The sequence below is a fragment of the Ruegeria sp. BJ6 genome (assembly GCF_056537885.1).
The window spans coordinates 212,171-236,984 of the sequence record NZ_JBQFSG010000003.1 but is presented as its reverse complement, the minus strand read 5'-3'; the positions used below and the strand labels follow the sequence as shown (position 1 = coordinate 236,984).

The following is a 24,814-nucleotide window of genomic DNA, read 5'->3' as shown; positions in this document are numbered from 1 at the left end:
GTCCGATTTGAAGGGATCGGCGGGATATCCCGGACGGCGCTCGGAAGAGTGCTGCGTAAAACCTTCGCATTTGACCTTCAACAGGGGAAGACAATGATGAAAACCAAATCCTTGCTGCTGGCGGCAACGACCGCCCTGATGACCGCCGGTATGGCACTGGCCGAACCGGTCAAGGTCGGAATGATCACCACCCTTTCCGGCGGCGGGGCCGGTCTGGGCATCGACGTGCGCGACGGGTTCATGCTGGCCGTGAAACAGGCAGGCAACCCGGATATCGAAGTGGTCATCGAAGACGATCAACGCAAACCGGACATCGCCGTGCAACTGGCCGATCAGATGATCCAGTCCGACAAAGTGGATATCCTGACCGGCATCATCTGGTCCAATCTGGCGATGGCCGTGGTGCCTTCGGCCACGGCACAGGGCAAATTCTATCTGTCGCCCAACGCCGGCCCGTCGGCGCTGGCAGGAAAGGGGTGCCATCCGAACTATTTCAACGTGGCATGGCAGAATGACAACCTGCATGAGGCGGCGGGCGCCTATGCCAATTCCGCCGAACTGAAGAACAGTTTCATCCTGGCCCCCAACTACCCAGCCGGACAGGATGCGCTGGCCGGTTTCAAGCGGATGTATCAGGGCGATCTGGCCGGAGAGATTTATACCAAGTTGGGCCAGAAGGATTATGCCAGCGAGATCGCACAGATCCGTGCATCAGACGCGGATAGCGTGTTCTTTTTCCTGCCCGGCGGTATGGGGATTTCCTTCCTCAAGCAATATGCCGACAGCGGCGTTGACCTGCCAGTGGTTGGACCCGCGTTTTCCTTTGATCAGGGCATTCTGCAGGCCGTCGGTGCCGCTGCGATGGGCGTGAAGAACACCAGCCAGTGGAACAAGGATATCGACAACGCCGCAAACAAGGCCTTTGTCGAGGCGTTTCAGGCCGAATATGGCCGCCTGCCGTCGCTTTATGCGAGCCAGGGCTTTGACACCGCGAATCTGATCCTGTCCGCGATGGCCAAGGCCGACGTCAAAGATCAGGACGCATTCCGCGCGGCGCTAGAAGCAGCCGAGTTCGACTCGGTTCGTGGCGATTTCAAGTTCGGTCCGAACCATCACCCCATTCAGGACATTTATGTCCGTGAAGTGGTGCAGGAAGGCGATGTGTTCACCAACAAGATCCTTGGTGTCGCATTAGAAGATCACGCGGACGCCTATGCGGGCGAGTGCAGCATGTAAGAACCCGGTGGCGCAGGGGCTGATCCTGCGCCATCCTTCAGGGTAGAGAAATGTCCTTCATTCTATTGATCGAACAGATCCTGAACGGTCTGCAATTCGGGGTCATGCTGTTTCTGACGGCTGCCGGATTGACGCTTGTGTTCGGCGTCATGGGGTTGATCAACCTCGCGCACGGCTCATTGTTCATGATTGGCGCGTTTGCCGCCGCCGCAACCGCGGCCGCAACCGGCAGTTTCGTTCTGGCACTGGCGGCCAGCCTTGCTGCAGCCGCAGCGGCCGGGGCACTGGTTGAGGTTCTGGTGATCCGGCGCCTTTATAAGCGCGATCATCTGGATCAGGTGCTGGCGACATTTGCGCTGATCCTGATTTTTTCCGAAGGCACGCGATGGGTGTTCGGGTCGTTCCCGCTTTATCTTAATATTCCGCCTGCGCTTTCCGGCCCCGTCACCCTGCCCGGCGGCATCGAATACCCGATCTATCGTCTGACCATCATTGCCGTCGGATTGTTGATCGCGTTGGGGCTGTTCCTGCTGATTTCCCGAACCCGACTGGGCGTGCAGATACGGGCGGGCGAAAGTGACCGGGAAATGATCGCAGCCCTTGGGATCGACATCAACCGGCTATACACGATCGTATTCGCTCTGGGCGCAGCACTTGCCGGGCTGGCCGGTGCCCTGGTCGGCGCCATTCAGTCGGTACAGGTCGGGATGGGGGAACCGGTGCTGATCCTAGCCTTTGTCGTGATCGTGATCGGCGGCATCGGATCGATCAAGGGCGCGCTGGTCGGATCGATACTTGTCGGGCTGACGGACACGCTGGGCGGCGTTCTGCTGCCGGAAACCTTCAAACTGTTCATGGATCCTGCCTCGGCCACGGCGGTCGGTTCGGCGCTGGCCTCCATGCTGATCTATATCCTCATGGCTGCGGTACTGATCGTGAAACCCACTGGCCTTTACGGAGCACGCGCATGAGCCGCGAGAGAATATTCAACACCGCCCTGGGCCTCGGGCTGTTGCTGTTTCCGTTGTGGGCCTATTTCACGGATGAACCGTTCATGATCACGCTGGCTACGCGCGTGGCAATTCTGGCGCTGGCCGGTGTTGGCCTGAACATTGCGCTTGGTCTTGGCGGGCTTGTCAGCCTTGGTCATGCCGCGTTTTTTGGCATCGGCGGTTATGCGATGGGCATTCTGGCCAGTCACGCGCAAAGCTATGCACCCCTCATGGAATCGCCGTTTCTGATCGAAGGCACAAAATCCATGCCGGTGATCTGGCTGACGGCCATCGTTGCGTCGGCGCTGGCCGCATTGGTAATCGGTGCGCTGTCGCTGCGCACCTCGGGCGTCTATTTCATCATGATCACCCTCGCCTTTGGCCAGATGCTTTATTACTTCGCCATCAGCTGGCCCGCATATGGGGGTGAGGACGGGCTGTCGATCTATGTGCGCAACAGCTTTCCCGGGCTCAACACTCTGGACCCGATCCAGTTTTTCCTGATCGCCTATGTGATCCTGATGCTCGCGCTTCTGTTCTCATCCCGGTTGGCCAGATCGCCTTTCGGCTTGGCCCTGAACGCAGCACGACAGACCCCCGAACGGGTCGAAACCATTGGCATTACCCCTTATCGCCTGCGTCTGACGGCCTTTGTCATTTCGGGCATGATGACCGGCCTTGCGGGTGCACTGTTCGCCGATCTGAACCGCTTTGTCAGTCCGACGATGTTCAGTTGGCAAACCTCGGGCGAGATCATGATCTTTATCATTCTGGGGGGTACAGCACGGCTGTTCGGTCCGGTTGCCGGTGCAGCCCTGTTTATTGCGCTTGAGCATGTTCTGGGCGATCTGTCCGAGTTCTGGCACATTTATCTCGGCCTTCTGCTGCTCGCCGTAGTCCTGTTTGCACGCGGTGGCATCATCGGCACGCTTGCCGGTCAGGAGGTCAAGCATGGCTGATCCTGTCCTTGCAGTTCGGAATATCTCGAAAAGCTTTGGCGCACTTAAGGCATCAAACGACGTCAGTCTGGATCTGCATCCGGGGGAAATCCATGCCCTGATCGGGCCAAATGGCGCGGGCAAGTCGACGCTGATCCAGCAGATCGCGGGCGGATTGCAGCCGGATAGTGGCACGGTTCACTTCCTCGGGCAGGACGTAACCGGACTTGGTACGGTGAAACGCGCGCAGATGGGGCTGGGCCGCACCTTTCAGATATCGGCGCTGGCGATGGAGGACACGGTGCTTCAGAACGCCATGCTGGGCGCGCTGGGGGCCAGTGGCCGCCCGTTTCGTTTTTTCCGGTCGGTTCTGGGTGATCAGACCCTACGGAACATGGCCGAGGCAGCCCTCGAACGGGTGGGGTTGCTGGAACATGCGGCCATCCGCACCTCGGACCTATCACACGGGCAGCGCCGTCAGCTGGAGGTCGCCGTGGCGCTGACGCTGAACCCACGTGCATTCGTGATGGATGAACCGATGGCCGGACTGGGCGCCAGCGGGTCGAAGCGGTTGACTACCTTTCTGGATGAGTTGCGGCATGAGGCCCCGATCCTGCTGGTCGAGCATGACATGGATGCGGTCTTCGCGTTGGCCGACCGGATCAGCGTTCTGGTCTATGGCAAGGTCATAGCGACGGGAACGGTGGACGAAATCAGAAACCACCCCGAAGTTCGCCGTGCCTATCTGGGGGAAGACGCATGAGCCTGCTGAACCTGACCAATATCTCGGCCTTCTATGGCGCGTCACAGGCCCTGTTCAAGGTCAGCCTGCGCGTGGACGAAGGCGCAGTTGTCGCCCTGATGGGGCGCAATGGGATGGGCAAGACGACGACAATCAAAACCATCCTGCGAATGTTGCCCACGGCAGGCGGTGAGCTGATGTTCGACGGTCAGGACCTGCGCCGCCTGCCCAGCCACAAAGCAGCCCGTCTGGGGCTGGGGCTTGTGCCGGAGGGCCGCCGGTGTTTCCCAAACCTCAGCGTTGAGGAAAACCTGACAGCCGCCGCGCGCCCGGGTCATTGGGACCTGAAACGCATCGCGCAACTGTTCCCGCGGCTTGAAGAACGTCGCACGCAATCTGCGGCATCACTGTCTGGCGGGGAACAGCAGATGCTGGCGATCGGGCGTGCCCTGATGACCAACCCGCGCCTGTTGATCCTTGACGAAGCCACCGAAGGACTGGCCCCGATCGTACGGCAGGAGATCTGGGCGGCCATTGCAACGCTAAAACGGGAAACCGGTCTGGCCATTTTGGTCGTGGACAAATCACTGCGGGAATTGGCCGAAGTCGCGGATGAAGCCGTGGTATTGCAACGTGGCGAGACCGTCTGGCACGGCGCGATGTCCGCACTGACGGCCGATGTAACCGACCGATATCTGGGGGTGTGAGATGGCCTATCACTTGCGTCAGAAAGTTCTGTTCAAGCACTGCGATCCCGCAGGCATCGTGTTCTACCCGCGCTACTTCGAGATGATCAACGATTGTGTCGAAGCGTTTTTCTTTGACGCCCTGCACTATCCGTTCGAAGATTTTCACAAATCCGAAGCCGGCGCGCCGACGGTTCAGATCGACACCTCCTTTCACGCGATCAGCCGCCACGGGGATTGGTTGGACTTTACACTGACACCCACCCGGATCGGGCGCAGTAGTTTCGAGTTCGTCATCGTTGCAACCTGTGATGGCGAAAAGCGGCTAAGCGCACGGGCAACACTGGTGCATATCAGGAAATTCGCGTCCGAGGCCTGGCCCAAAGACGTGCACAAAAAAATATCTAAGATGATCGGAGACCCGCAATGAGCAACAAGGTGATCCACCCCGAAGGCTGGGTGCCCGCCAAAGGCTATGCCAACGGTATCCTCAGCGAGGACGGCACACTGTATGTGGGCGGTCAGATTGGATGGACTGCAGAACAGAAGTTCGAAACCCATGATTTCATCGGTCAGATGGAACAGGCGCTGTCAAATATCGTTGAGGTTGTCCGGGCTGCCGGTGGCTCGGTAGAGAACATCACGCGCCTGACCTGGTACGTGACCGACAAGCGTGAATATCTGGCCCGGCAGCGCGAGGTGGGCGAGGTTTACCGAAAGGTAATGGGCCGGAACTTTCCTGCGATGACCATGGTTGTCGTTGCGGGGCTGGTCGAGGATGAGGCGCTAGTCGAAATCGAAGCCACCGCGAAACTTTAAGCCCCGAGGCAAAGCATCGCTGGTACAGACCCGCGAACCGGAGAACGAAAATGGCGGATCAGGACAAGAAAGAAAAACTTCTCAAGCGCGGGATCGAGGACACGTTGGTCACAGATTTCGCCGATACGCACCGCAAAAGCTATGGCGATTTCCTGCAGCTCAAAACACTGCTGAACCTGCAAAAGACATTTCAAGACCCGGCCCAGCCGGATGAGATGCTTTTCATCATCATCCATCAGGTCAGTGAGCTGTGGCTGAAACTGATGCACCACCAACTGGTCGAGGTGCGTCATTTTCTGCAACAGGACGATTTTGGCCCGGCGATGAAGAACCTCGACCGGATCAAGGCAATCCAGCGGCAGCTGATTACAGCGTGGGAAACGCTGCTGACGATGACCCCCGCCGATTACCTGACGTTCCGCTCGGCATTGGGAAACTCGTCGGGGTTTCAAAGCTACGGCTACCGGCAGATCGAATTCATTCTGGGCAACAAGGACATCTCGACACTGAAAGTGCACGAACATGACGCAGAGGTCATGGAGATGCTGAACGCGGCGCTGACAAAACCGTCCCTGTATGACGAAGTGTTGCACATGCTGTCCCGCCAAGGGTTCGATGTTCCGGCGGACCTTTTGGATCGCGATTATGCGCAGCCCTATTCTGGAGACCCGCGCATCGTGAAGATCTGGGTCGAAGTGTTCCGCAACACCGACAAGTACTGGGATTTGTATGCGCTGGCAGAGAAACTGATGGACGTGGAATCGCTGTTTCAGCGGTGGCGTTTCGATCATGCCACCGCGGTGGAACGTGTCATCGGAATGCAGCCCGGTACTGGCGGGTCCAGCGGTGTGGCGTTCCTGAAAAAGGCGTTGGAGCTGAAGTTCTTTCACGACTTATACGACATGCGAACCGAACTAATGTACAATCAGGAGAGCTGAGGCGTGCTCTATCGCGGATTTTCCCAAGAGGAACTGGTACAGGAGTATTCGCCCAGTTCGATGGTAGGCGGTGACATTTCCCCGTATCTTTCCAGCTATGCGGCGCTCAGCGTCGAGGCCCGCGCAAGCCTGACCGTTCATGAGAACCTGCAATATGGCAGTGGACCGACGCACGTTCTGGATTTTTTCCCGAGCCGTAATTCCGACGCGCCACTGCACGTGTTTATTCACGGTGGCTACTGGCAGGCACTGAGCCAACGCGACTCGGCAATGATGGCACCGGCGATTGTGGAAAGCGGGCATGCCTTTGCCACATTGAACTACACGATCGCACCCGATGCGCGGCTGGGTGAGATGATAGCGGAATGTCGTCAGGCTTTGCTTTGGCTGGCGTCGAGGGCCGACGAGTTGGGATTTGATCCGTCAAACATCACGATTTCCGGTCACAGCGCGGGTGGCCATCTGGCTGCGATGATCATGGCCACCGCCGCAGATGAGTTGAATAAAGCGGGTTTGACAGTTCGGGAGGTGATCCTGATCAGCGGAGTCTTCGATCTGGAGCCCGTCGCGCAAACGCCGGTGAACGATCTGATACAGCTTACAGCGCAGGAGATTCGGGAGCTATCCCCGGTTCTTAACCTTCCAGCCCCCGGACCGCACTATAGGGTTACCGTGGCCGAACGAGACACGCCCGAGTTTGTCCGCCAAAGCCGTGAATACGCCGAACTTTTGCGCAAGGCAGGCCATTCCGTCAGTTTCGATCTGCAAAAGGGGCTGCATCACTTTGACATCATCCTGCATTCCGCGAGCTTCACGAGCGCGCGGTAATCCGGATTCATGGTAGGTGATGCATGCTTAAATATTTTATACTTAAATTAATTACCTGGACGTGGTAGATGTCGACCAGAGATCAGGGGAGGGCAGCAATGAAAATCACGGTGATCGGAGGCGGTCCGGGCGGACTCTACACTGCGCTTTTGACCAAAAAGGCGCGCCCGGACTGGCAGGTCGAGGTATTCGAACGCAATCAGGCCGATGATACGTTCGGGTTCGGCGTCGTTTTTTCGGATGAAACGCTGGATGAGTTTCTGAGCCGGGACAAACCGGTTTTCGACCGGATGCGTGATCAGTTCGCCTATTGGGACGACGTGGCGATTCATTTCAAGGGTCAGGAAATGCGATGCGCCGGAAACGGCTTTTGCGGCACGTCACGCCATACCCTGCTGCGCGTTTTACAGGAACGGTGCGCAGAGCTGGGTGTCGATATGACCTTTGGCGCCGATATAGATGCGGGAAACCTGAAGTCTCAGTTTCCGGATTCAGATGTGATCGTTGCCAGTGACGGCATCAATTCAGCGATCCGAAACCACCATGAGGATGGTTTTCAACCGACGACTGTCTGGAAATCGAACCGCTTCTGCTGGATGGGCTCGACCCGTCCGATGGATGAATTCAACTACTTCTTCCGCGAAACGGAACATGGGCAGATGGTCGCTCACTGTTATCAGTACGACAAGGACCATTCGACCTGGGTGTTCGAGATGGACGAGGCCACGTGGCAAGGCCACGGGTTTGAGGAGTTGGACGAAGAAGGATCCAAAGCCAAGCTGGAGAGGATTTTCGCCGAGGAACTGCAGGGGCATCCCCTGTTGCTGAACCGGTCGAACTGGCGCAACTTTCCGCGGATATTCTGCGAGAACTGGTTCGTGGACAATATCGTCATTCTGGGCGACGCAAAGGCCAGCGCACATTTTTCGATCGGGTCGGGCACAAAGCTGGCGATGGAATGCGCCATCGCTTTGTCCGATGCGCTGATTGAACACGCAGAATCCGATGTGCAAAGGGCTTTTCAGGCCTATGACGATGCGAGGCGCACGCCCTGCCAGATTATCCAACACAATGCCGATGTTTCGCTTGCGTGGTTCGAACATATGAACCGGTCATGGGACATGGAACCTTATCAGTTCGCCATGGTGGTGATGTGCAGGGCCAAGTCGATCACCTATGACAACCTGCTGATCCGCGACGCCGAGTTTGTGCGAAAGGCGGATGATGAATGGTACGCGCGCCACTTGCGCGAAACCGGAGAGGATTTGCGCGTTTCCCGCCCTACCCCGATGTTTTCCAAATTTACCCTGCGGGGCATGGAATTGGGTAACCGGGTGGTGATGTCGCCGATGGCGCAATATTCGGCGGACAAGGACGGCAATCCGACCGAGTGGCACAAGGTTCATTACTGCGGTCACGCGACCGGAGGCATGGGGCTGATCTACACCGAAATGACCTGCACGTCGCCGACCGCGCGCATTACCGAAGGTTGCCCGGGCATGTGGACCGATGAACATGAGGCGAGGTGGAAAGAGATTGTCGATTTCATCCACGCCAATTCCGCAGCCAAGGTTGCAATGCAACTGGGCCATTCTGGGCGCAAGGGATCGACCCAGCTGGGATGGGAACGGATGGATCACCCCATAGCTGACCCGGCCGCAAACTGGCCACTCGTGTCGGCGTCACCGATCCCGTGGTTTGATGGCGAGAGTCAGGTGCCGGAACAACTGGATCGGGCTGGAATGACGAAGATTCAGGAAGAATTTGTGCAGGCCACTCAACGTGCTGCTCGTGCTGGTTTCGATATGCTGGAGCTTCATTGCGCGCACGGATACCTGCTCGCGTCATTCCTGTCGCCCCTGACCAATCATCGTAAGGACGAATACGGCGGCAGTCTGGAAAACCGTCTGCGTTTCCCGCTGGAAGTTTTTGCGGCCATGCGTGAGGTCTGGCCCCTCGAACGTCCGATGTCGGTTCGCCTGTCCGGCAGCGACTGGAAAGAGGGCGGGGTGACCGAAGCTGAGTTGATCAGAATTGCCGAAGCCTTCCGCGATGCGGGATGTGATCTGATTGATGTCTCTGCCGGGCAAACGGTCCCGGATCAGCAGCCCGTATATGGCCGCATGTTTCAAGCCCATCTGGCCGAAGCAGTTCGCAACCTACCCAAAATCGCCACCATGGCGGTCGGTGCGATCACCGAACCGGCACAGGTCAACACCATTCTGCACACCCGCCGCGCCGATCTGGTGGCCATCGGGCGCCCGCATCTTTGGAACCCATATTTCACGCATCAGGCCGCCGCTTGGTACGGTGCACGCAACGATGCGTTCTGGCCCAAACAATACCTGAGTGGTGGCGCGCAGGCCTTTCGTGAAACCGAAAAATCGCGTGAAAAGTTACAGGAACTGCAGCGCAAAGCCGCACCCGGTCGTCATATCAGAGGGTTGTAACCCGCATGCAACTTACCGTCTGGGTGAACAGTACAGGAGTTTCTGCGCGTGATATCCCCTGTTTGCATGATCACTTTTTTGGATTTGGCTGAATTGTGAAGTGAAATGTTCAGGTTTTGGCGTATATTTATTTTATGCAAACTCCCGAAAGAGGAGTGATGCACTGAAGAATCTCGACACCTATCGTGTGTCATCGATTCTGATGGACTTTGTTCAGAATTCTCCGGACGATTGACTTGGGTTTCTCATGCCAATGGACCGGTATGTTCTGCACTTTTCTGAGCAAACCGCTTAACCAGCGGTTACACCCCCACTCACGAACAAGTAGGGGATGAATTTTCATCCCCCTTTTTCTTACAAAGACAGCGGCCACAAAGGGCCGCTGTTTTTTATTTTCGCCAATTATCCGCAGATCAGTCCAGCGTACGCGTGACTTCCTCGCGCTCGAAGATTTCGATCACGTCGCCTGCGCGGATATCGTCGTAGTTCTCGAACGCCATACCGCATTCCTGACCCGACTGAACTTCGGTCACTTCGTCCTTGAAGCGTTTCAGCGTCTTCAGCGTACCTTCGTGGATCACCACGTTGTCGCGCAGCAGGCGGACGCCAGCCGAACGACGGGCAACACCCTCGGTCACCAGACAGCCGGCCACTTTGCCGACACCCGTGACCTTAAAGACTTCGCGAATTTCGGCATAGCCGATGAATTTTTCGCGAATCTCTGCGCTGAGCAGGCCTGAGGCTGCGGCTTTTACGTCGTCCACGAGGTCATAGATCACCGAGTAATAGCGGATCTCAACACCCTTCTGGTTCGCAGTGTTCCGCGCCGATGCGTTGGCACGAACATTGAAGCCAAAGATCGGTGCGCCCGAGGCCTCGGCCAGGCCGACATCTGTCTCGGTGATTGCGCCAACGCCCGAATGCAGCACGCGTACGCGCACTTCGTCGTTGCCGATTTTCTCCATCGCCTGAACGATCGCTTCGGCAGAACCCTGAACGTCGGCTTTCATCAGAATCGGCAGCTCGGTGACGTTTTCGTCTTCCTTGGCCTTCTGCATCAGTTGCTCAAGAGTTGTCGCAGCACCGGCAGCGGCGCGTTTGTCCTTGGCCGCCTGTTCGCGGTAAGCCGCGATCTCACGCGCCTGCGCTTCGGTCTCGGTAACGTTCAGAACGTCACCCGCCTCAGGCGTGCCGTTGAGACCCAGAACCTCGACCGGAACCGAAGGACCGGCCTCCTTGACGCGTTCGCCCTTGTCGTTGATCAGCGCACGGACCTTACCGTACTGCTCACCCACAACAAAGATATCGCCCTGATGCAGCGTGCCGTTCTGTACCAGAACGGTCGCCACGGGACCGCGGCCCACATCCAGCTGCGCCTCGATCACGGCACCTTGGGCGGCGCGGTTCGGGTTGGCTTTCAATTCCAGAATTTCGGCCTGCAGCGCGATGGCTTCCAGCAACTCGTCCAGACCCTGACCGGTGACGGCGGACACTTCGACGTCCTGAACCTCACCCGACATTTTTTCGACGATCACTTCATGCTGAAGCAGATCGGTGCGGACTTTGTCCGGGTTCGCATCAGGCTTGTCGATCTTGTTGATCGCCACGATCATCGGCACTTCGGCCGCCTTGGCGTGGTTGATCGCCTCGATCGTCTGCGGCATCACCGCGTCATCGGCGGCAACTACCAGAACCACGATATCCGTGACCTGAGCACCGCGCGAACGCATCGATGTAAAGGCCGCGTGACCCGGCGTATCCAGGAAGGTCAGCGTGGTGCCGCCATCGGTTTTCACCTGATAGGCACCGATATGCTGCGTGATGCCACCGGCCTCGCCTGCAACAACCCGCGCATCGCGGATTGCATCCAGCAGCGAGGTTTTGCCGTGGTCAACGTGGCCCATGATGGTGATGACCGGCGGACGCGCCTGCAGATCTTCTTCGCTGTCTTCGACCTCTTTGATGACGTCCTCAACATCCGAATCGGATACGCGGGTCACCTTGTGGCCAAATTCTTCGATGATCAGCTCAGCCGTATCGGCATCGATAGTCTGGTTCTGCGTGACCATCATGCCCATCTGCATCAGCGACTTGACCACATCGGCCACACGCTCGGCCATACGGTTGGCCAGCTCGGACACCATGATCGCCTCGGGCAGCTGAACGTCGCGGATAACCTTTTCCCGCTCGACCGGACCACCCATGGCTTTCTGGCGCGCACGCTCCTGCTTGCGCTTCATCGACGCCATCGAGCGCTGGCGACCGCCTTCGCCACCAGTCGCCTGACCCAGTGTCAGCTTGCCGGAACGACGGTTGTCATCACGACCTTTGCCACGGCCACGCTGTTCACGTTCACGCTCCTGCTTGCGCGGTGTGGCAGCAGGCGCGGGTTTGCTGGCCGGGGCACGTGCCGCCTTGGGCTCTTCAGGCGCCGGGGCTGCGGCAGCGCGTTTGGCAGCTTCTTCCGCCTCTTTGCGCTTACGCTCTTCCTCTTCGGCCTTCTGGCGCGCACGCTCTTCAGCTTCGCGCTGCTCGCGTTCTTTCGCTTCCTGCTCGGCACGGCGGCGGGCGCGCTCTTCCTCGCGGGCCTTTTCCTCGGCCTCGCGCTGCGCGGCTTCTTCAACCTCACGCGCCTTGGCAGCCTGCAGCGCCTTTAACCGGCGCGCCATTTCGGCATCGGATATCCCGGCGGGACGGCGTGAGGGATCGCCGCCCGGGGCAGATCCGCTGCCACCCGGCTTGGCCGCCCCCGGCTTGGGGACCACCACGCGTTTACGCTTGGTTTCCACCACGACATTCTTGGTCCGTCCGTGGCTGAAACTCTGTTTCACATTCCCGGGGCGTGCCCCGCCACGCAGACCCAATGTCTTTTTGCCGTCACTATCGCTCATAAAGCTTCTTACCCTTTCGAGCGGCCCTTGCCGCCGTCATCCGTTTCGCGCAAGCCACGCAGGCGCTGCGCTTCCTCTACAACACGTTTAGCGAGTCCGCCAGAGGCCAGCGCCGCATGTATCACTGTTTGGCGTCCAAATGCCATGCCCAATTCATCTGCGGTCAGCCAGCCGATGTATTTTCCAAGGTGCGGCGTACTCAGTTTCGACTTGCCGCGCCCCGAACCGTCAACCGCCTGCAGCAGCACCTGGGCCTCTTCCTTGTCGAGCCAGGTCTTGACCTTTTCATAGCCCGCAACCGCGTCGCCCGACTTGCGAGCAAGGCTGATCAGATCGACGACCCGGCGCGAAAGCTGACGTTCGACATCATCCACCAGCCCCTCGGGTGCCGTGATCTGCGTCTTCAGACCCCGGGCAAACAGCTTTTTGCTGATGGCCCGCTGTAGGGCGGTGCGATCAGCAGCCACATAGACACCACGGCCCGTCAGCTTGGCTGCAACATCAGGATACACCTGACCGTCCGGCCCGGCCACAAAGCGGATTAAACCATATCTAGGCTGAACCTCGCCAGTGGCGATACATTTCCGCTCGGGCCCACCCGATTTGTCCTTTGAGACGCCGCCGCGACCCATCTGCACCACCCGAGGCCTGAGATCAGGCCCCAGCCTCCTCGTCAGATACTTCTTCTTCGACTTCTTCCGCAGCTTCCTCCAGCTCGGTCGGATCAACCCAGCCAAGCAACACGCGGGCCGTCATGACCATATCCTGCGCCTCTTCCAGCGTAACGCCGAAAGGTTCAAGGATGCCGTCGTCCTTTACCCGCTCGCCATCAACAGTGGTCCAGCCGCCGGCGAGCTCCCAGTCGGCACAGGTGGCAAAATCTTCCAGATTTTTGACGTCGTCCTTGGCCAGCGCCTCAACCATCTGGGGAGTGAGCCCCTCGAATTCAATAAGGCTGTCCTCGACACCCAGTGCACGTGCATTGTCCAATGCTGCCTTGGCCTGCGCCTCAAGGTAATCACGAGCACGAGCCTGCAATTCGGTCGCGGTACCTTCATCGACGCCGTCGATGACCAACAGTTCGTCCAGTTCGACATAGGCAACCTCTTCGAGGTTGGTGAAACCTTCGGAGACCAGCAGCTGCGCAAAGAATTCGTCCAGATCCAGGCTTTCCATGAACAGACCGGTGCGGGCTTCGAATTCCTTCTGACGGCGGGCCGATTCCTCGGCTTCGGTCATGATATCGATGTCCAGATTGGTCAGCTGGCTGGCCAGACGCACGTTCTGGCCGCGACGGCCGATGGCCAGAGACAGCTGCTCTTCGGGAACCACAACCTCGATCTTGCCTGCCTCTTCATCCAGAACCACCTTGGAGACCTCGGCGGGCTGCAATGCGTTCACTAGGAAGGTCGGCTGATCTTCGTTCCACGGGATAATGTCGATCTTTTCGCCCTGCAGCTCGTTCACAACGGCCTGCACACGGCTGCCGCGCATACCAACGCAGGCACCCACGGGGTCAATCGAACCGTCATACGAGATAACGGCGATCTTGGCGCGCGATCCGGGATCGCGGGCGACGGCCTTGACCTCGATGATGCCATCATAGATTTCCGGCACTTCCATCTTGAACAGCTCGGCCATGAATTCCGGCGCGGTGCGCGACAGGAAGATCTGCGGGCCACGCACCTCGCGGCGGACATCCTTGATGTAGCAACGCACGCGGTCGTTCGGGCGATAGCTTTCGCGACCGATCTTTTCGTTGCGGCGCAGAATCGCTTCGCCCGCACCCACATCGACGATGACGTTGCCATATTCCTCACGTTTGACGACACCGTTGATGATGCTGCCTGCGCGGTCCTTGAACTCTTCGTACTGACGGTCACGCTCGGCTTCACGGACTTTTTGCAGGATCACCTGCTTGGCCGATTGCGCGGCGATGCGGCCCATTTCGACCGGCGGCACCTCTTCGACGAAGACATCGCCGACGGCCGGGCTTTCCATGTACTGCTTTGCCTGTTCGACGGTGAACTCGGCCTGATAGTTCTCAAGCTCTTCATCCTCGACCACGGTACGGACGCGGGTAAAGGTCGCCTTGCCGGTCTTGCGGTCGATCGAGACGCGAATGTCCATTTCGGCGCCGTAGCGGCTTTTGGCTGCGCGGGCGAGCGATTCTTCCATCGCCTCGACGACCAGACCGGGGTCGATCATCTTTTCGCGGGCCACGGCCTCGGCGGTTTGCAGCAGCTCCAGCTGGTTTGCAGAGGTGATTGCCATCAGTTCGTCTCCTCTTCGGACCCTTCGGTCTCAATCTCGTCGAATTGGTCTTCGTTCAGGGCACCCGCGTCTTTGCGCTGGCGCAGCATTTCCTTGATCAGATCATCCGTCAGCACCAGCTTGGCGTCACTCAGCCAGTCGAATTGCAGACCGATCGTTATTGTTTCATCGCCTTGCGGGATGTTGATCAGAACCTCATCCCCTTCGATACCCGCCAGTTCGCCCTTGAAACGGCGGCGGCCATCAATCAGCTCGTCGGTTTCCAACCGGGCCTCATACCCTTCGAACATCTCAAAATCCTTGAGGCGGGTCAGGGGCCGGTCGATACCGGGGCTGGACACCTCAAGCGTGTAGGCATCGAGAATCGGGTCTTCGACGTCCAGCGTGGCACTGATTGCGTTCGAGATTTCGGCGCAATCGTCCACTTCGATCCCGCCATCGGGCTTGTCTGCCATGATCTGCAATGTGGTCTGCTTGCCGCTCATCAGGCGAATGCGGACCAGTTCATACCCCAGATCCTCGATCACGGGCGTAATGATCTCGGCCAGACGCCGGTCTATGGCTGCCTTTGCTATAAGGTCGTTGGTCATACGGCTCACTTACCCTATCAATCGGGTACAAAAAAACGGGCGCGCGGCCCGTCGAACTTTCCCGGTGGTACCCCGGTTCCAAGGACCCGACGCGCCGCTGTTGTCAAGCCATATAGAGACGGATTGACGAGTCTGCAAGCCGAATATCCGATATTGTTTCTGCGGCCGCTTATTCCTGATCCGACCATCCCTGATCGCGATGTGTTCCGTCACAAAACGGCTTGTTGCCCGATTTGCCGCACCGGCAGAGGACATACTTGTCCCGACACGCGCCTTCGGCCTTCAGTTCCGTCGGCGGATCGATGCCCAGTACCCAGTATGGGCCATCTTTCTGAATTTCGATCTGCGCGCGGGATGCGTAAAGATGCGTGCGCGGCGCGTCCTCGCCCAGCGCCAGGGCACCGGACGGACAGGCTGCAACAACCTCTTCCACATCTTCGATGGTCCCGTTGTCGGGCTGAACCCACGGCTTTTGAGAGGGGTTGAAGATATTCGAGGCCAGACGACCGCATTCCGCCGCATGAGAGCAAAGCAACGGGTTGAAGCTGACCGTCAGGTCCTGACCCTTATAGCCGATGATCCTGTCCCGCCCTGCCGGAGTGCCGCCCCGGCTTTGAAAACCGACCTTTTGGTGCGTACCGTCACAAAACGGCTTGTTTTGCGAATGCCCACAGCGGCATAGCGCCGTGACCTGCTTCACTTCGACCTGATTGCCGTCCGCATCGCGCATGGAGTGCAGATGCTTGACGATCAGTGGGCCGTTTTCACGTTCTTCGATGATGGTTGTATCGGACATGCGCACACCCTCCCAATACATGAAAAGGGTAACGGGTATGGCCCGCTTGTCAAATTTTGCGGATCAGGCGCGCCACCATCTTTCGGCGATGCGCCCGTCGTCCAGCGGCCCCTGTGCACCTATGTGCCGAGGCATACCGACTGGTGCGGCGACGGCCAGCGCCATGTCCGACTGTGACGGGTGAAAGCGGAAGGCCCGGCGTTCGCGAAGGGTGTCCGGCAACGGCAAGGCGGCAATATCGACATATCCGTCCTGCAATGCCTCGGCCCGAACGGCTGCATCGGGAATGACGATGATTTCAAACGTGTCCGCCCAGCCAGCCTGACCGTCCTTGTAATGGCCGGAGACCCGGCGACCCAGAAAATGCCGGTTATCCTCTGCCCGCTCGACCCGGTAACACCCGGTTCCGTTTGCGGCTTTCAGCGGCGTAACGCTTTGACCGTCGCGGGTTACGACAAACCGGCTGTCTGCCAAATAAAACGGCAAACCGGGATTGGGTTCCATCAGTTCAAGAAGAACGCGCCCCGGCGCCAAGGCTTCGGCCCGCCCGACCCCTTCAAGGGTCGCCAGCACGTCCTGAACCGTAAGTGGTGCACCATCGTGGAATATGGCGTCATCGCGCAGATCGAATGTCCAAGTCCGGGCACCGGCATCGGTTTGCCAGCCCATTGCCAGTTCGCCCCGCAACGTGCCGTCCGGTGCAATTTCCGTCAGGGTATCGAAAACGGCACCGCGTGCGACCCGTTCCAGACTGTCGTCGCGGGGCACGGCCAGTCGCAACACGCCACCCGATTTCGGAGTATCCGCTAGCGAAGCGCCCGTCGCTGCCAGCAGGGCAGCCGCAGCACCAGAGGCAAAAAGGGCACGGCGGTCGAGACGTGTCATGCCACCCCCTCGGCCACACGGTCCATGATTCGGACCAGTTCGGCGCTGATTCCGGGTTCTGACAGGGCGTGTCCCGCCTGACGTATCATTTTCAGTTCTGCATTCGGCCAAAGTTCGGCCAGTTTCCATGCGGCAGTGGGCGGACAGATCATGTCATAGCGACCCTGAACGATATGTCCGGGAATGTGGGTTATCCGGTCCATCTGCTTTAGAATCTGGCCATCCTCGTCCAGAAAACCGCCGTTCGTGAAATAGTGATTCTCCAGCCGAGCAAACGCGCGGGCATATTCGCCGGGACTTTCGCCCATGGCGCCGCTGTTGTGGATCGACGCCAGTGCGTTTTCCCAATTCGACCAAGCCCGCGCATACAGAACCTCGGTTGCGTGATCACCCGAGAACAGACGCTTGTGATAGGCGCGGATGGTGTCGGACTGTTCGGCCTCGGGCAGCAGAGATGTGAATTTTGCCCAATGTTCAGGCCAGAACTTTCCGGCCCCGCCGCCATAGAACCAGTCCAGTTCGGCCTGCGTCATCAGGAAAACACCGCGAAGCACCAGACGGCTGACATGATCGGGCTGCGCCTGAGCATAGATCAGCGCCAGAGTTGCCCCCCAGCTGCCGCCAAACACGATCCACTCGTCGATTTCCAGAAGTTTGCGAATACGTTCGATGTCATCGACAAGATGCCAGGTCGTGTTGTTCTCGACCGACGCATGGGGACGTGAACGACCGCAGCCGCGCTGATCAAACAGAATCACCCGATATGCACGTGGATCAAAATAACGCCGCATCGCGGGGCTGCATCCGCCGCCCGGACCACCATGCAGCACAACAACCGGAATCCCGTCGGGATTACCGCATTGTTCCACGTAGATACGATGCCCATCGCCCACATCGACGATTCGCTGATCGAAAGGGTCGATCGGCGGATACAGATATTGAACTGCGCGCTTTTGGTCCGGGTACTTGTCCATTATGGGCCTATATAGTCCTTAAGCGTAAAAGAGCATACGGAGACAGGAATGCAAGCGCATCCGAACACGGTGGACCCGTCCGAGATCGCAAAATTCGAGGCGATGGCCGCGGAATGGTGGGACCCGCATGGCAAGTTCAAACCGCTGCACATGCTCAACCCGTGTCGGCTGGATTATATCACGCAACAGATCGCGGGCGAATTCGATAGGGATCTGACGTCCTCAAGGCCTTTTGAAGGACTGCGATTGCTGGATATCGGCTGTGGCGGTGGATTGTTGAGCGAACCAATGGCGCGGTTGGGTGCCGAGGTGGTGGGCGCAGATGCCGCAGAGGGCAACCTGCCTGTTGCACGCATTCACGCCGAACAATCCGGGCTGGAGATCGACTACCGCCATACGACCGCCGAAGCGCTGGCTGAAAAAGGCGAGCGATTCGATGTGGTTCTGAACATGGAAGTCGTCGAACATGTCGCGGACCCGCTTGAATATCTGACCGCCACGCAGCAGTTGCTGAAATCCGGTGGGCTTGAGATCTGTTCGACCATCAATCGAAATCCGAAATCCTATGCCATGGCGATTTTTGGGGCCGAAGTGGTGATGCGCTGGCTACCGCGCGGCACGCATGACTGGTCCAAGTTCATCACCCCGGACGAGCTTTTCGATCTGCTGCGCCGGGCCGGGCTGGACCCCGTGGACCGCAAGGGGTTCGTGTTCAATCCGGTGTCCTGGAACTGGTCGATTTCCGACCGGGATCTGAGCGTGAATTACGTCACGGCAAGCGTGAAACCCGGCTGACCGGGTTTTGCGCCTTATTCGTCTTCCAGCTGCAGCCGCAGGTCACGCAGAACCGGCAGGGCGGTGCGGACGCGTTCCGGTCCAAGCTCTCCGACCACACGGTTGATGAGCGGCACAATCGCCGAGATCGCCTGTTCCCGCGCCTGTCGCCCTGCCGGGCTGATCGCCACCATCTTGCGGCGGGCATCGTCCCAGTCGGGGCGCACGTGGATATACCCGGCCCATTCCAGCTTGGCCAAGGTATTGGTCATCGCCCCGCGCGTGACATGAAAGGTACTTGCAAGCTGAGCCGGGCTCCGCTCTCCACCAACAAAGATCAGATGGTTCAAAACGGAAAAGTGCGAAATTTCCATACCTTTGGGCAGCACGCGGCTGAGCCGGTTCCGCAATAACTGATCGGCGGTCAGGATTTCACTGAACAGCGCCGCTGCCAGGGCATTTGTATCGTCTGCCATCTTCCGTGTCTGGGTCAGGGGCCGTCAAAGGGACGGACGTGAGTCAGAGAGGGCACGCGTTGGCGTGCTTCTGCAACAGACTTATCATCCAAATCGAAAAAGTGAATGCCAGGATCGGTCCCTGCGTCGATCAGCACCTCTCCCCACGGGGCGACGACCATGCTGTGACCATGGGTATATCGCGTCTTTCCGCGCGTTTTCGGATGTTCCCCGGTCTGCGCGGGTGCGATCACCCAGCATCCCGTTTCTATTGCCCGCGCACGAAGCAGCGATTGCCAATGCGCTGCCCCCGTCACCGGCGAAAACGCCGCTGGCACGGTCAGAATGCGCGCGCCAGACTGCGCCAGCGCCGCATAAAGGTGCGGAAAACGCACGTCATAGCAGATGGTCATTCCCACCTTCCCGAACCCGGTTTCCGCAATCACTGCCCGGGCACCGGGGCGATAGTTGGCAGATTCGCGGAACGTTTCCGATTCGGTGACCTGTACGTCGAACATGTGAATCTTGTCGTACCGGGCTACGATCTGCCCCTGCGGGTCAATCATGAAGGACCGGTTGGCAAAACGGCCGTCCGCGTCGTGGGTCTTGATACCCAGCGACCCGATCAGCAGCCAAACGCCCAGCTTTGCCGCCTGTTCGCGCAGCCCCGACAGCGTCTGGTCATCCTCTTCGTGCTGCAAAACCTCGCGCTGACGCGTGGTGCTGGTCGAGACGCAGTTCGTCACCTCGGGCGTCAGAATGAACCGGGCGCCCTGCCCCGCGGCCTCGGCCATCATGGCCTGCACCATGGCCAGATTCTCCAATGGGTCGTCAGAGGACGTAATCTGCAGCAGGGCTGTCTTCATCAGGCCGCCAGAAGCGGATCAAGCTTACCGCTTTGTTCAAGGTCATACAGATCGTCGCATCCGCCCACATGGGTTTCACCGATGAAAATCTGCGGTACCGTTCGACGGCCACCTGCGCGCTGGATCATCTCGGGTTTGCGCTTGGGATGCATCAGAACGTCGATTTCACTGAATTCAACGCCTTTCTGTTTCAGCAACCGCTTGGCAGCGTGGCAAAAGCCGCAAAGCGGCGAAGTATAGATTTCAACCGTTTTCATGATCCGTTCCCTTGGAGTTCCGCGTGATCTTGGGGGAATTAGGCATCCTTGGCAACGCGCGCCAGTACCAACACGAAAATATGATTTGCGCCGGCATCAAGACAGGCCCGCGCGCAGGCGGTCAATGTCGCCCCCGACGTCATGACATCGTCGATCAACAGCACATCGCGCCCGGCAATCAGGTGGTGCCGTCTGGGGTGCACAACGATAGCATTTGAGAGTGCTGCCGAGCGCTCGGTGGCAGTTTTCCCATCCAGAACCGGCGTGCGGATGCGGCGCCTGAGCAGATCGGGACACACCGGCAGCCGACATTCCCGGCCGAGATACTGCGCAAGTAGCGCTGATTGATTATAACGCCGACGGACCAGACGCGACCAATGCAACGGAACCGGAGCGATCAACATGTTGTCGTGGAACATCTCTCTGCCGCTCTGCGCCATCCAACGTGCGGCGGGGCGCGCCAGTTCCGGCCTGTCGCCATGTTTTAGGGACAGGATCAGCTTACGCGCCTGCCCCTGATACAGCAGGGCGGCGCGACCGTCGCGCCACAACCGCGGAGATGCCATGCAGTCATCGCATTCGGCCCGATCTCCATCAACCTCGCCCGGCAATGGCATGCCACAGCTTTCGCATACCGCCCCGGCGATAAAGGGTGTCTGGCACCAGCACGGGCCGCAAAGGCCGAAGTCAGTCGTCACCAAGTCACCGCAGGCCAGACAACGCGGGGGATAGACAAGTTCAACAGCGGTTTGAAATCCGCGCCACATGCGATAACTGCGGGTCATGAAAATGCCAACACCAAATGCACCCTCTCTTTTCGACCGGGCCGCCCTTTCAGCGCGCCGCTCCCGCGCCAGCAATGACGCCTTGTTTCTGCATCGCGCCGCTGTGACCGAGGTGCAGGATCGTCTGTCTATGGTTAACAGGTCGTTTACGGCACCCGCCGTCGTGACCCCGTTTCCACACCTGTGGCAAGACGTTTTGCCCGGGGCGGTGATCGTTTCGGATGACGATGTGCTTGCGCTGGAACCGGGTCGACATGATCTTGTTGTCCATGCCATGGCACTGCACTGGGCAAACGACCCGGTGGGCCAGTTGATCCAGTGCAACCGCGCCCTGTCGCCCGACGGTCTGATACTGGCGATATGTCTGGGCGGCGAAACGCTGCAAGAAATGCGCGCGGCGCTTGGTCAGGCCGAAGTCGAAGTGACCGGTGGTCTCAGCCCGCGAATCGCCCCAATGGGAGAGCTGAGGGAACTGGGTGCCCTGCTGCAGCGCGCAGGGCTGGCCCTGCCGGTCGCGGACAACGTGGCGCTGAAAGCCGAATACCGGGATATCTGGCACCTGATGCACGATCTGCGGGCCATGGGGGAAACGAACACCCTGACCGGACGCCTCAGACACCCCACGCGACGAGCCGTGTTCGACCGGGCACAATCAATATACGCGCAGAACTTTGCCACACCCCAGGGCCGTCTGACCGCGACGTTCGACCTGATCTGCCTGACCGGGTGGTCGCCCGATGCAAGTCAGCCCAAACCGTTGCGTCCCGGCTCGGCCACGGCACGGCTGGCCGATGCGCTGGGTACGGATGAGAACAATCTGTCCGATTGACGCGCGCGCAATTCCCTTTATCTGAGGTCGGAACGAATGAAATCTGGAAGCCTCAATGTTTGACGCCACCCGCCCCGCTCATGCGCCAGCCGATCATCCGAAGGTAAAGATGGGCCGCGTCGGAATTCTTCTGGCCAATCTGGGAACACCCGACGACTATTCCTATTGGCCGATGCGCCGATACCTGAACGAGTTTCTGTCGGACAAGCGGGTGATCGACTATCCCGCATGGAAATGGCAGCCAATTCTGCAGGCGATCATCTTGACCAAACGCCCGTTCAGCTCGGGAGCGGCGTACAAATCGATCTGGAATCACGACAAGGGCGAAAGCCCGCTGATGAGCATCACCAAAGGCCAGACCGCGAAATTCCGCCAGATGATGGAGGCCCATTATGGTGACCGGGTGATGGTGGATTTCTGCATGCGCTACGGCAACCCGTCAACCAAATCGAAGGTTCGGGAAATGGTCGCCGCAGGCTGCGAGCGCATCCTGTTTTTCCCGCTTTACCCGCAATATGCCGGGGCAACGTCAGCAACCGCAAACGACCAGTTTTTCCGCGCGCTGATGGAGGAGGCCTGGCAACCGGCTGCACGTACGGTTCCGGCCTATTTTGACCAACCCGACTATATCGACGCGTTGGCGCAATCGGTGGAGCGTGCTTATGCAGCGATGGACTCCAAACCGGATATTCTGGTCTGTTCCTATCACGGCATGCCGGAACGGTATTTGCAGCAGGGCGATCCGTATCACTGCCAATGCGTCAAGACGACCAGACTGCTGCAGGAGCGGCTGGGCTGGAGCGATGATCAGCTCGTTTCAACGTTCCAGTCCCGGTTTGGTCCGGAAGAGTGGCTGAAACCCTATACGGTGGATCATGTGGCCGAACTGGCCAGACAGGGCAAGAAGAACATCGCGGTCATTGCCCCGGCCTTTTCCGCCGACTGCATCGAAACCCTTGAAGAGATCAACGAAGAGATTCGGGAAAGCTTTGAAGAGGCAGGCGGCAATAACTTCACCTACATCCCATGCCTGAACGATGACGATTCGCACATCGCCGCATTGAGCAAGGTCGCCCGGGACAACCTCAGCGGCTGGCTTGACTGATCTGCGGCGGCCGCGCGGCACAAAAAAAAGGCGGTGGAAAATTCCACCGCCTTTTCTTTGATGACTTGCGTCGTCTTAGCTTGCTGCAACAGCGATGCCGACCAGAACCAGCAGAACCAGCGGCAGAACGATGCCGCTCGAAGTGCCCTGTGTCTCTTCGACGACAACCGGTGCTTCAACAATCGGCTCTTCCAGGTTACCGGCATAAGCGGTCGAAGCAGCAGCAGTCAGAGCAGCAGCGAGAACGAGTTTCTTCATATTAACCTCCAGAATTTGCGCGATTCTACATATTTGAACCGCGCACCCAAGACTTACCTCGTGGTTTTTTCTAATCAGCAATGCGGCTGGATTGCAATTGCAACTTGCGCGCCAAGCGGCTTGGCACCGGAAAATGTCGTCAAATTAGCAACACTTGCGTGCCGACCTTCGTCATTGAGAACAGCTCGGAAATGTGTTCGTTGTACAGCCCGATACAACCGTTCGATGATCGACGCCCGATCTTGCGTGTGTCATGCGTGCCGTGGATACGGTAATATTTCCAGCTCAGATACAAAGCGTGCGTTCCCAGGGGGTTATCCGGCCCCGGCGGGATATGGTCAGGCCATTCCGGGTTTCTTTTCTTCATCGAAGGCGTCGGCGACCAGCTTGGCCCCTCGACCTTGCGGATCACACTTGTACGACCGCGACGCGTCAGTTCCTCGGTCAGCGGAACCGAAGATGGGTAAAGTTTGTAGACTGACTGGTCGTCGGACCAGTAGTGCAGCGCCCGCGATACCGTATCGACCAGTATCGCGCCATTCCGTGTGTTCGAAAAATACGGCTGCCAGTCCAGCGCGCGGAAGCCCGATACGTTGCGCCGGACGGCGGGTTCAGGCTCGGGCGCCGGTCGCAAAGGATCGCCGGGAATGTACTGGGCAATCGCGGGTGTTGCCAGTACCGCAGTCGCGCTGGCCAGAAAGCCGCGCCGTGTCGACAATTGAATGTGTTTCTTGACCATGGATACGGTCCTTTATCACGTTGGCACTTGAAATCTCTCGGCAGTTTATTGCCAGAATGCCTCAGTCGCAAATCAAACCGGCAGAATCATGCAATGTTCCGCCACTGCGCATTTGCTACGGGGCGCATAGCAGGCTATTTCGCTTTGCATCACAATGACAAGGCCGATCATGACGCGTATCTTTTCCATTTTGGCAATTTGCTTGGTCGCACTGGCGGCATGTACCGATTCTTCCAACACATCCGCTCTTGGTTCGGATGGCAGGCCATTGCCCACTGTCTACAAGATTCGCGGCAACCCGGAAAAAATCCAGTTTCGCATGCTCGATTCGGTCAATGCGCTGCGTCAGGCTTCGGGCATTCAGCCGGTGCAGTTGAACGCGCAGTTGAACGCCGCTGCGGCAACCCACTCCAAGGACATGGCGCGGCAAAACAGGCCCTGGCACTTTGGTTCGGACGGGTCTTCGCCTATCGATCGCGCAGCACGTGTTGGGTATTTCGGAACATTTCTGGGCGAAGCCATTTCTGAGACCTACGAAACCGAGACAGAAACATTGGCCGCCTGGATGGAAGAACCTGGCCCGCGTTCAGTCATCATGGACCCCAAAGCCACACAGATGGGATTCTCCTGGCATCAGGAAGGCGGCGGCAAGATTTGGTGGACGTTGGAAATGGGTGCTGGCGGATAACCCGAATTGCAAAGCCCAA

General features: G+C 58.6%; 28 protein-coding genes. 14 read left to right on the top strand and 14 right to left on the bottom strand.

The window, feature by feature from the left end:
• The first annotated feature begins 96 nt into the window (after positions 1-96).
• The 10 genes from ACR0D6_RS10085 to ACR0D6_RS10040 all read left to right on the top strand — a co-directional run bounded on the left by ACR0D6_RS10085 (position 97) and on the right by ACR0D6_RS10040 (position 9,629).
• Positions 97-1,236 carry an ABC transporter substrate-binding protein gene (locus ACR0D6_RS10085; RefSeq protein WP_480450683.1) on the top strand — a complete coding sequence of 380 codons (1,140 nt, stop codon included), beginning with the start codon at positions 97-99 and terminating at the stop codon, positions 1,234-1,236.
• A 50-nt stretch (positions 1,237-1,286) separates the two neighbouring features.
• Entirely contained in the window at positions 1,287-2,207 is a 921-nt protein-coding gene (locus tag ACR0D6_RS10080) for a branched-chain amino acid ABC transporter permease (protein WP_170653878.1), read from the top strand.
• Complete coding sequence (locus ACR0D6_RS10075; RefSeq protein ID WP_480765403.1) at positions 2,204-3,187, top strand: branched-chain amino acid ABC transporter permease; 984 nt, start codon at positions 2,204-2,206, stop codon at positions 3,185-3,187. Before ACR0D6_RS10080 ends, ACR0D6_RS10075 begins: the two co-directional genes overlap by 4 nt.
• On the top strand, positions 3,180-3,929 hold the full coding sequence (locus ACR0D6_RS10070; RefSeq protein ID WP_480765402.1) for an ABC transporter ATP-binding protein: 750 nt from the start codon (positions 3,180-3,182) through the stop codon (positions 3,927-3,929). The genes ACR0D6_RS10075 and ACR0D6_RS10070 overlap by 8 nt, the downstream gene beginning before the upstream one ends.
• Positions 3,926-4,615, top strand: a complete 690-nt coding sequence (locus tag ACR0D6_RS10065; RefSeq protein WP_170653872.1) for a branched-chain amino acid ABC transporter ATP-binding protein — start codon at positions 3,926-3,928, stop codon at positions 4,613-4,615. The genes ACR0D6_RS10070 and ACR0D6_RS10065 overlap by 4 nt, the downstream gene beginning before the upstream one ends.
• A 1-nt stretch (position 4,616) precedes the next feature.
• Positions 4,617-5,024, top strand: coding sequence for an acyl-CoA thioesterase (locus ACR0D6_RS10060; protein WP_480765401.1), 408 nt, complete (start codon positions 4,617-4,619; stop codon positions 5,022-5,024).
• Positions 5,021-5,413: a RidA family protein gene (locus ACR0D6_RS10055; protein WP_170653868.1), complete on the top strand. Its 393-nt coding sequence runs from the start codon at positions 5,021-5,023 to the stop codon at positions 5,411-5,413. The genes ACR0D6_RS10060 and ACR0D6_RS10055 overlap by 4 nt, the downstream gene beginning before the upstream one ends.
• A gap of 50 nt (positions 5,414-5,463) precedes the next feature.
• Positions 5,464-6,351, top strand: coding sequence for a tryptophan 2,3-dioxygenase (locus ACR0D6_RS10050; RefSeq protein WP_170653866.1), 888 nt, complete (start codon positions 5,464-5,466; stop codon positions 6,349-6,351).
• Positions 6,352-6,354: 3 nt separating this feature from the next.
• On the top strand, positions 6,355-7,179 hold the full coding sequence (locus tag ACR0D6_RS10045; protein WP_480765400.1) for an alpha/beta hydrolase: 825 nt from the start codon (positions 6,355-6,357) through the stop codon (positions 7,177-7,179).
• Positions 7,180-7,277: 98 nt separating this feature from the next.
• The gene (locus ACR0D6_RS10040; protein WP_480765399.1) at positions 7,278-9,629 is read left to right on the top strand and encodes an oxidoreductase; all 2,352 of its coding nucleotides are present in this window, start codon (positions 7,278-7,280) and stop codon (positions 9,627-9,629) included.
• 413 nt (positions 9,630-10,042) lie between these two features.
• On the opposite strand, the gene infB is transcribed toward ACR0D6_RS10040, so the two are convergent.
• The 7 genes from infB to pip all read right to left on the bottom strand — a co-directional run bounded on the left by infB (position 10,043) and on the right by pip (position 18,039).
• Entirely contained in the window at positions 10,043-12,520 is a 2,478-nt protein-coding gene (gene infB / locus ACR0D6_RS10035) for a translation initiation factor IF-2 (protein WP_170653861.1), read from the bottom strand.
• An 8-nt stretch (positions 12,521-12,528) separates the two neighbouring features.
• Positions 12,529-13,152 (bottom strand): RNA-binding protein, encoded by a 624-nt coding sequence (locus tag ACR0D6_RS10030; RefSeq protein WP_480765398.1) that lies wholly within the window; start codon positions 13,150-13,152, stop codon positions 12,529-12,531.
• A 22-nt stretch (positions 13,153-13,174) separates the two neighbouring features.
• On the bottom strand, positions 13,175-14,794 hold the full coding sequence (gene nusA, locus ACR0D6_RS10025; protein ID WP_170653857.1) for a transcription termination factor NusA: 1,620 nt from the start codon (positions 14,792-14,794) through the stop codon (positions 13,175-13,177).
• A complete protein-coding gene (gene rimP, locus ACR0D6_RS10020) occupies positions 14,794-15,384 on the bottom strand; it encodes a ribosome maturation factor RimP (RefSeq protein WP_480765397.1) in 591 nt (196 codons plus the stop codon). The genes nusA and rimP overlap by 1 nt, the downstream gene beginning before the upstream one ends.
• 169 nt (positions 15,385-15,553) lie before the next feature.
• Positions 15,554-16,180, bottom strand: coding sequence for a CDGSH iron-sulfur domain-containing protein (locus ACR0D6_RS10015; RefSeq protein ID WP_480765396.1), 627 nt, complete (start codon positions 16,178-16,180; stop codon positions 15,554-15,556).
• Between the two features lie 63 nt (positions 16,181-16,243).
• Positions 16,244-17,065, bottom strand: a complete 822-nt coding sequence (locus tag ACR0D6_RS10010; RefSeq protein WP_480765395.1) for an ABC transporter substrate-binding protein — start codon at positions 17,063-17,065, stop codon at positions 16,244-16,246.
• Entirely contained in the window at positions 17,062-18,039 is a 978-nt protein-coding gene (gene pip, locus ACR0D6_RS10005) for a prolyl aminopeptidase (protein ID WP_480765394.1), read from the bottom strand. The genes ACR0D6_RS10010 and pip overlap by 4 nt, the downstream gene beginning before the upstream one ends.
• 48 nt (positions 18,040-18,087) lie before the next feature.
• Between pip and ubiG the strand changes: the two genes are divergently transcribed.
• Complete coding sequence (gene ubiG, locus ACR0D6_RS10000) at positions 18,088-18,834, top strand: bifunctional 2-polyprenyl-6-hydroxyphenol methylase/3-demethylubiquinol 3-O-methyltransferase UbiG (protein ID WP_480728465.1); 747 nt, start codon at positions 18,088-18,090, stop codon at positions 18,832-18,834.
• Positions 18,835-18,848: 14 nt separating this feature from the next.
• Here the strand turns inward: ubiG and ACR0D6_RS09995 are convergent, their stop codons facing one another.
• From ACR0D6_RS09995 to ACR0D6_RS09980, 4 genes are read right to left on the bottom strand one after another with little or no spacing between them, the layout of a single operon-like run.
• Entirely contained in the window at positions 18,849-19,289 is a 441-nt protein-coding gene (locus tag ACR0D6_RS09995; protein ID WP_170653845.1) for a MarR family transcriptional regulator, read from the bottom strand.
• A 14-nt stretch (positions 19,290-19,303) separates the two neighbouring features.
• Positions 19,304-20,134: a carbon-nitrogen hydrolase family protein gene (locus ACR0D6_RS09990; protein WP_480765393.1), complete on the bottom strand. Its 831-nt coding sequence runs from the start codon at positions 20,132-20,134 to the stop codon at positions 19,304-19,306.
• Positions 20,134-20,391, bottom strand: coding sequence for a glutaredoxin 3 (gene grxC / locus ACR0D6_RS09985; RefSeq protein WP_480450707.1), 258 nt, complete (start codon positions 20,389-20,391; stop codon positions 20,134-20,136). The genes ACR0D6_RS09990 and grxC overlap by 1 nt, the downstream gene beginning before the upstream one ends.
• Before the next feature lie 38 nt (positions 20,392-20,429).
• On the bottom strand, positions 20,430-21,176 hold the full coding sequence (locus ACR0D6_RS09980; RefSeq protein ID WP_480765392.1) for a double zinc ribbon domain-containing protein: 747 nt from the start codon (positions 21,174-21,176) through the stop codon (positions 20,430-20,432).
• On the opposite strand from ACR0D6_RS09980, the gene ACR0D6_RS09975 reads away from it, so the two are divergent.
• Both ACR0D6_RS09975 and hemH read left to right on the top strand, forming a co-directional pair.
• Positions 21,175-22,005: a class I SAM-dependent methyltransferase gene (locus ACR0D6_RS09975; protein WP_480765391.1), complete on the top strand. Its 831-nt coding sequence runs from the start codon at positions 21,175-21,177 to the stop codon at positions 22,003-22,005. The two genes, ACR0D6_RS09980 and ACR0D6_RS09975, sit on opposite strands and share 2 nt — an antisense overlap.
• Positions 22,006-22,060: 55 nt before the next feature.
• Positions 22,061-23,110, top strand: coding sequence for a ferrochelatase (gene hemH / locus ACR0D6_RS09970; RefSeq protein ID WP_480765390.1), 1,050 nt, complete (start codon positions 22,061-22,063; stop codon positions 23,108-23,110).
• Between the two features lie 75 nt (positions 23,111-23,185).
• On the opposite strand, the gene ACR0D6_RS09965 is transcribed toward hemH, so the two are convergent.
• The 3 genes from ACR0D6_RS09965 to ACR0D6_RS09955 form a co-directional block, all read right to left on the bottom strand.
• On the bottom strand, positions 23,186-23,368 hold the full coding sequence (locus ACR0D6_RS09965) for a hypothetical protein (RefSeq protein WP_170653835.1): 183 nt from the start codon (positions 23,366-23,368) through the stop codon (positions 23,186-23,188).
• Positions 23,369-23,507: 139 nt separating this feature from the next.
• Positions 23,508-24,107 carry a L,D-transpeptidase gene (locus ACR0D6_RS09960; protein ID WP_480765389.1) on the bottom strand — a complete coding sequence of 200 codons (600 nt, stop codon included), beginning with the start codon at positions 24,105-24,107 and terminating at the stop codon, positions 23,508-23,510.
• Between the two features lie 72 nt (positions 24,108-24,179).
• Positions 24,180-24,344 (bottom strand): hypothetical protein, encoded by a 165-nt coding sequence (locus tag ACR0D6_RS09955; RefSeq protein WP_480765477.1) that lies wholly within the window; start codon positions 24,342-24,344, stop codon positions 24,180-24,182.
• Between ACR0D6_RS09955 and dalA the strand changes: the two genes are divergently transcribed.
• Entirely contained in the window at positions 24,277-24,795 is a 519-nt protein-coding gene (dalA, locus tag ACR0D6_RS09950; protein ID WP_170653831.1) for a divisome-associated lipoprotein DalA, read from the top strand. The two genes, ACR0D6_RS09955 and dalA, sit on opposite strands and share 68 nt — an antisense overlap.
• Positions 24,796-24,814 lie beyond the last annotated feature (19 nt).

Excerpts from the sequence above, each read along its gene's own strand:
- ACR0D6_RS10085 (WP_480450683.1), top strand. The coding sequence starts at position 97 with ATGAAAACCAAATCCTTGCTGCTGGCGGCAACGACCGCCCTGATGACC.
- ACR0D6_RS10080 (WP_170653878.1), top strand. The coding sequence starts at position 1,287 with ATGTCCTTCATTCTATTGATCGAACAGATCCTGAACGGTCTGCAATTC.
- ACR0D6_RS10075 (WP_480765403.1), top strand. The coding sequence starts at position 2,204 with ATGAGCCGCGAGAGAATATTCAACACCGCCCTGGGCCTCGGGCTGTTG.
- ACR0D6_RS10070 (WP_480765402.1), top strand. The coding sequence starts at position 3,180 with ATGGCTGATCCTGTCCTTGCAGTTCGGAATATCTCGAAAAGCTTTGGC.
- ACR0D6_RS10065 (WP_170653872.1), top strand. The coding sequence starts at position 3,926 with ATGAGCCTGCTGAACCTGACCAATATCTCGGCCTTCTATGGCGCGTCA.
- ACR0D6_RS10060 (WP_480765401.1), top strand. The coding sequence starts at position 4,617 with ATGGCCTATCACTTGCGTCAGAAAGTTCTGTTCAAGCACTGCGATCCC.
- ACR0D6_RS10055 (WP_170653868.1), top strand. The coding sequence starts at position 5,021 with ATGAGCAACAAGGTGATCCACCCCGAAGGCTGGGTGCCCGCCAAAGGC.
- ACR0D6_RS10050 (WP_170653866.1), top strand. The coding sequence starts at position 5,464 with ATGGCGGATCAGGACAAGAAAGAAAAACTTCTCAAGCGCGGGATCGAG.
- ACR0D6_RS10040 (WP_480765399.1), top strand. The coding sequence starts at position 7,278 with ATGAAAATCACGGTGATCGGAGGCGGTCCGGGCGGACTCTACACTGCG.
- infB (WP_170653861.1), bottom strand. The coding sequence starts at position 12,520 with ATGAGCGATAGTGACGGCAAAAAGACATTGGGTCTGCGTGGCGGGGCA.
- ACR0D6_RS10030 (WP_480765398.1), bottom strand. The coding sequence starts at position 13,152 with ATGGGTCGCGGCGGCGTCTCAAAGGACAAATCGGGTGGGCCCGAGCGG.
- nusA (WP_170653857.1), bottom strand. The coding sequence starts at position 14,794 with ATGGCAATCACCTCTGCAAACCAGCTGGAGCTGCTGCAAACCGCCGAG.
- rimP (WP_480765397.1), bottom strand. The coding sequence starts at position 15,384 with ATGACCAACGACCTTATAGCAAAGGCAGCCATAGACCGGCGTCTGGCC.
- ACR0D6_RS10015 (WP_480765396.1), bottom strand. The coding sequence starts at position 16,180 with ATGTCCGATACAACCATCATCGAAGAACGTGAAAACGGCCCACTGATC.
- ACR0D6_RS10010 (WP_480765395.1), bottom strand. The coding sequence starts at position 17,065 with ATGACACGTCTCGACCGCCGTGCCCTTTTTGCCTCTGGTGCTGCGGCT.
- pip (WP_480765394.1), bottom strand. The coding sequence starts at position 18,039 with ATGGACAAGTACCCGGACCAAAAGCGCGCAGTTCAATATCTGTATCCG.
- ubiG (WP_480728465.1), top strand. The coding sequence starts at position 18,088 with ATGCAAGCGCATCCGAACACGGTGGACCCGTCCGAGATCGCAAAATTC.
- ACR0D6_RS09995 (WP_170653845.1), bottom strand. The coding sequence starts at position 19,289 with ATGGCAGACGATACAAATGCCCTGGCAGCGGCGCTGTTCAGTGAAATC.
- ACR0D6_RS09990 (WP_480765393.1), bottom strand. The coding sequence starts at position 20,134 with ATGAAGACAGCCCTGCTGCAGATTACGTCCTCTGACGACCCATTGGAG.
- grxC (WP_480450707.1), bottom strand. The coding sequence starts at position 20,391 with ATGAAAACGGTTGAAATCTATACTTCGCCGCTTTGCGGCTTTTGCCAC.
- ACR0D6_RS09975 (WP_480765391.1), top strand. The coding sequence starts at position 21,175 with ATGAAAATGCCAACACCAAATGCACCCTCTCTTTTCGACCGGGCCGCC.
- ACR0D6_RS09980 (WP_480765392.1), bottom strand. The coding sequence starts at position 21,176 with ATGACCCGCAGTTATCGCATGTGGCGCGGATTTCAAACCGCTGTTGAA.
- hemH (WP_480765390.1), top strand. The coding sequence starts at position 22,061 with ATGTTTGACGCCACCCGCCCCGCTCATGCGCCAGCCGATCATCCGAAG.
- ACR0D6_RS09965 (WP_170653835.1), bottom strand. The coding sequence starts at position 23,368 with ATGAAGAAACTCGTTCTCGCTGCTGCTCTGACTGCTGCTGCTTCGACC.
- ACR0D6_RS09960 (WP_480765389.1), bottom strand. The coding sequence starts at position 24,107 with ATGGTCAAGAAACACATTCAATTGTCGACACGGCGCGGCTTTCTGGCC.
- dalA (WP_170653831.1), top strand. The coding sequence starts at position 24,277 with ATGACGCGTATCTTTTCCATTTTGGCAATTTGCTTGGTCGCACTGGCG.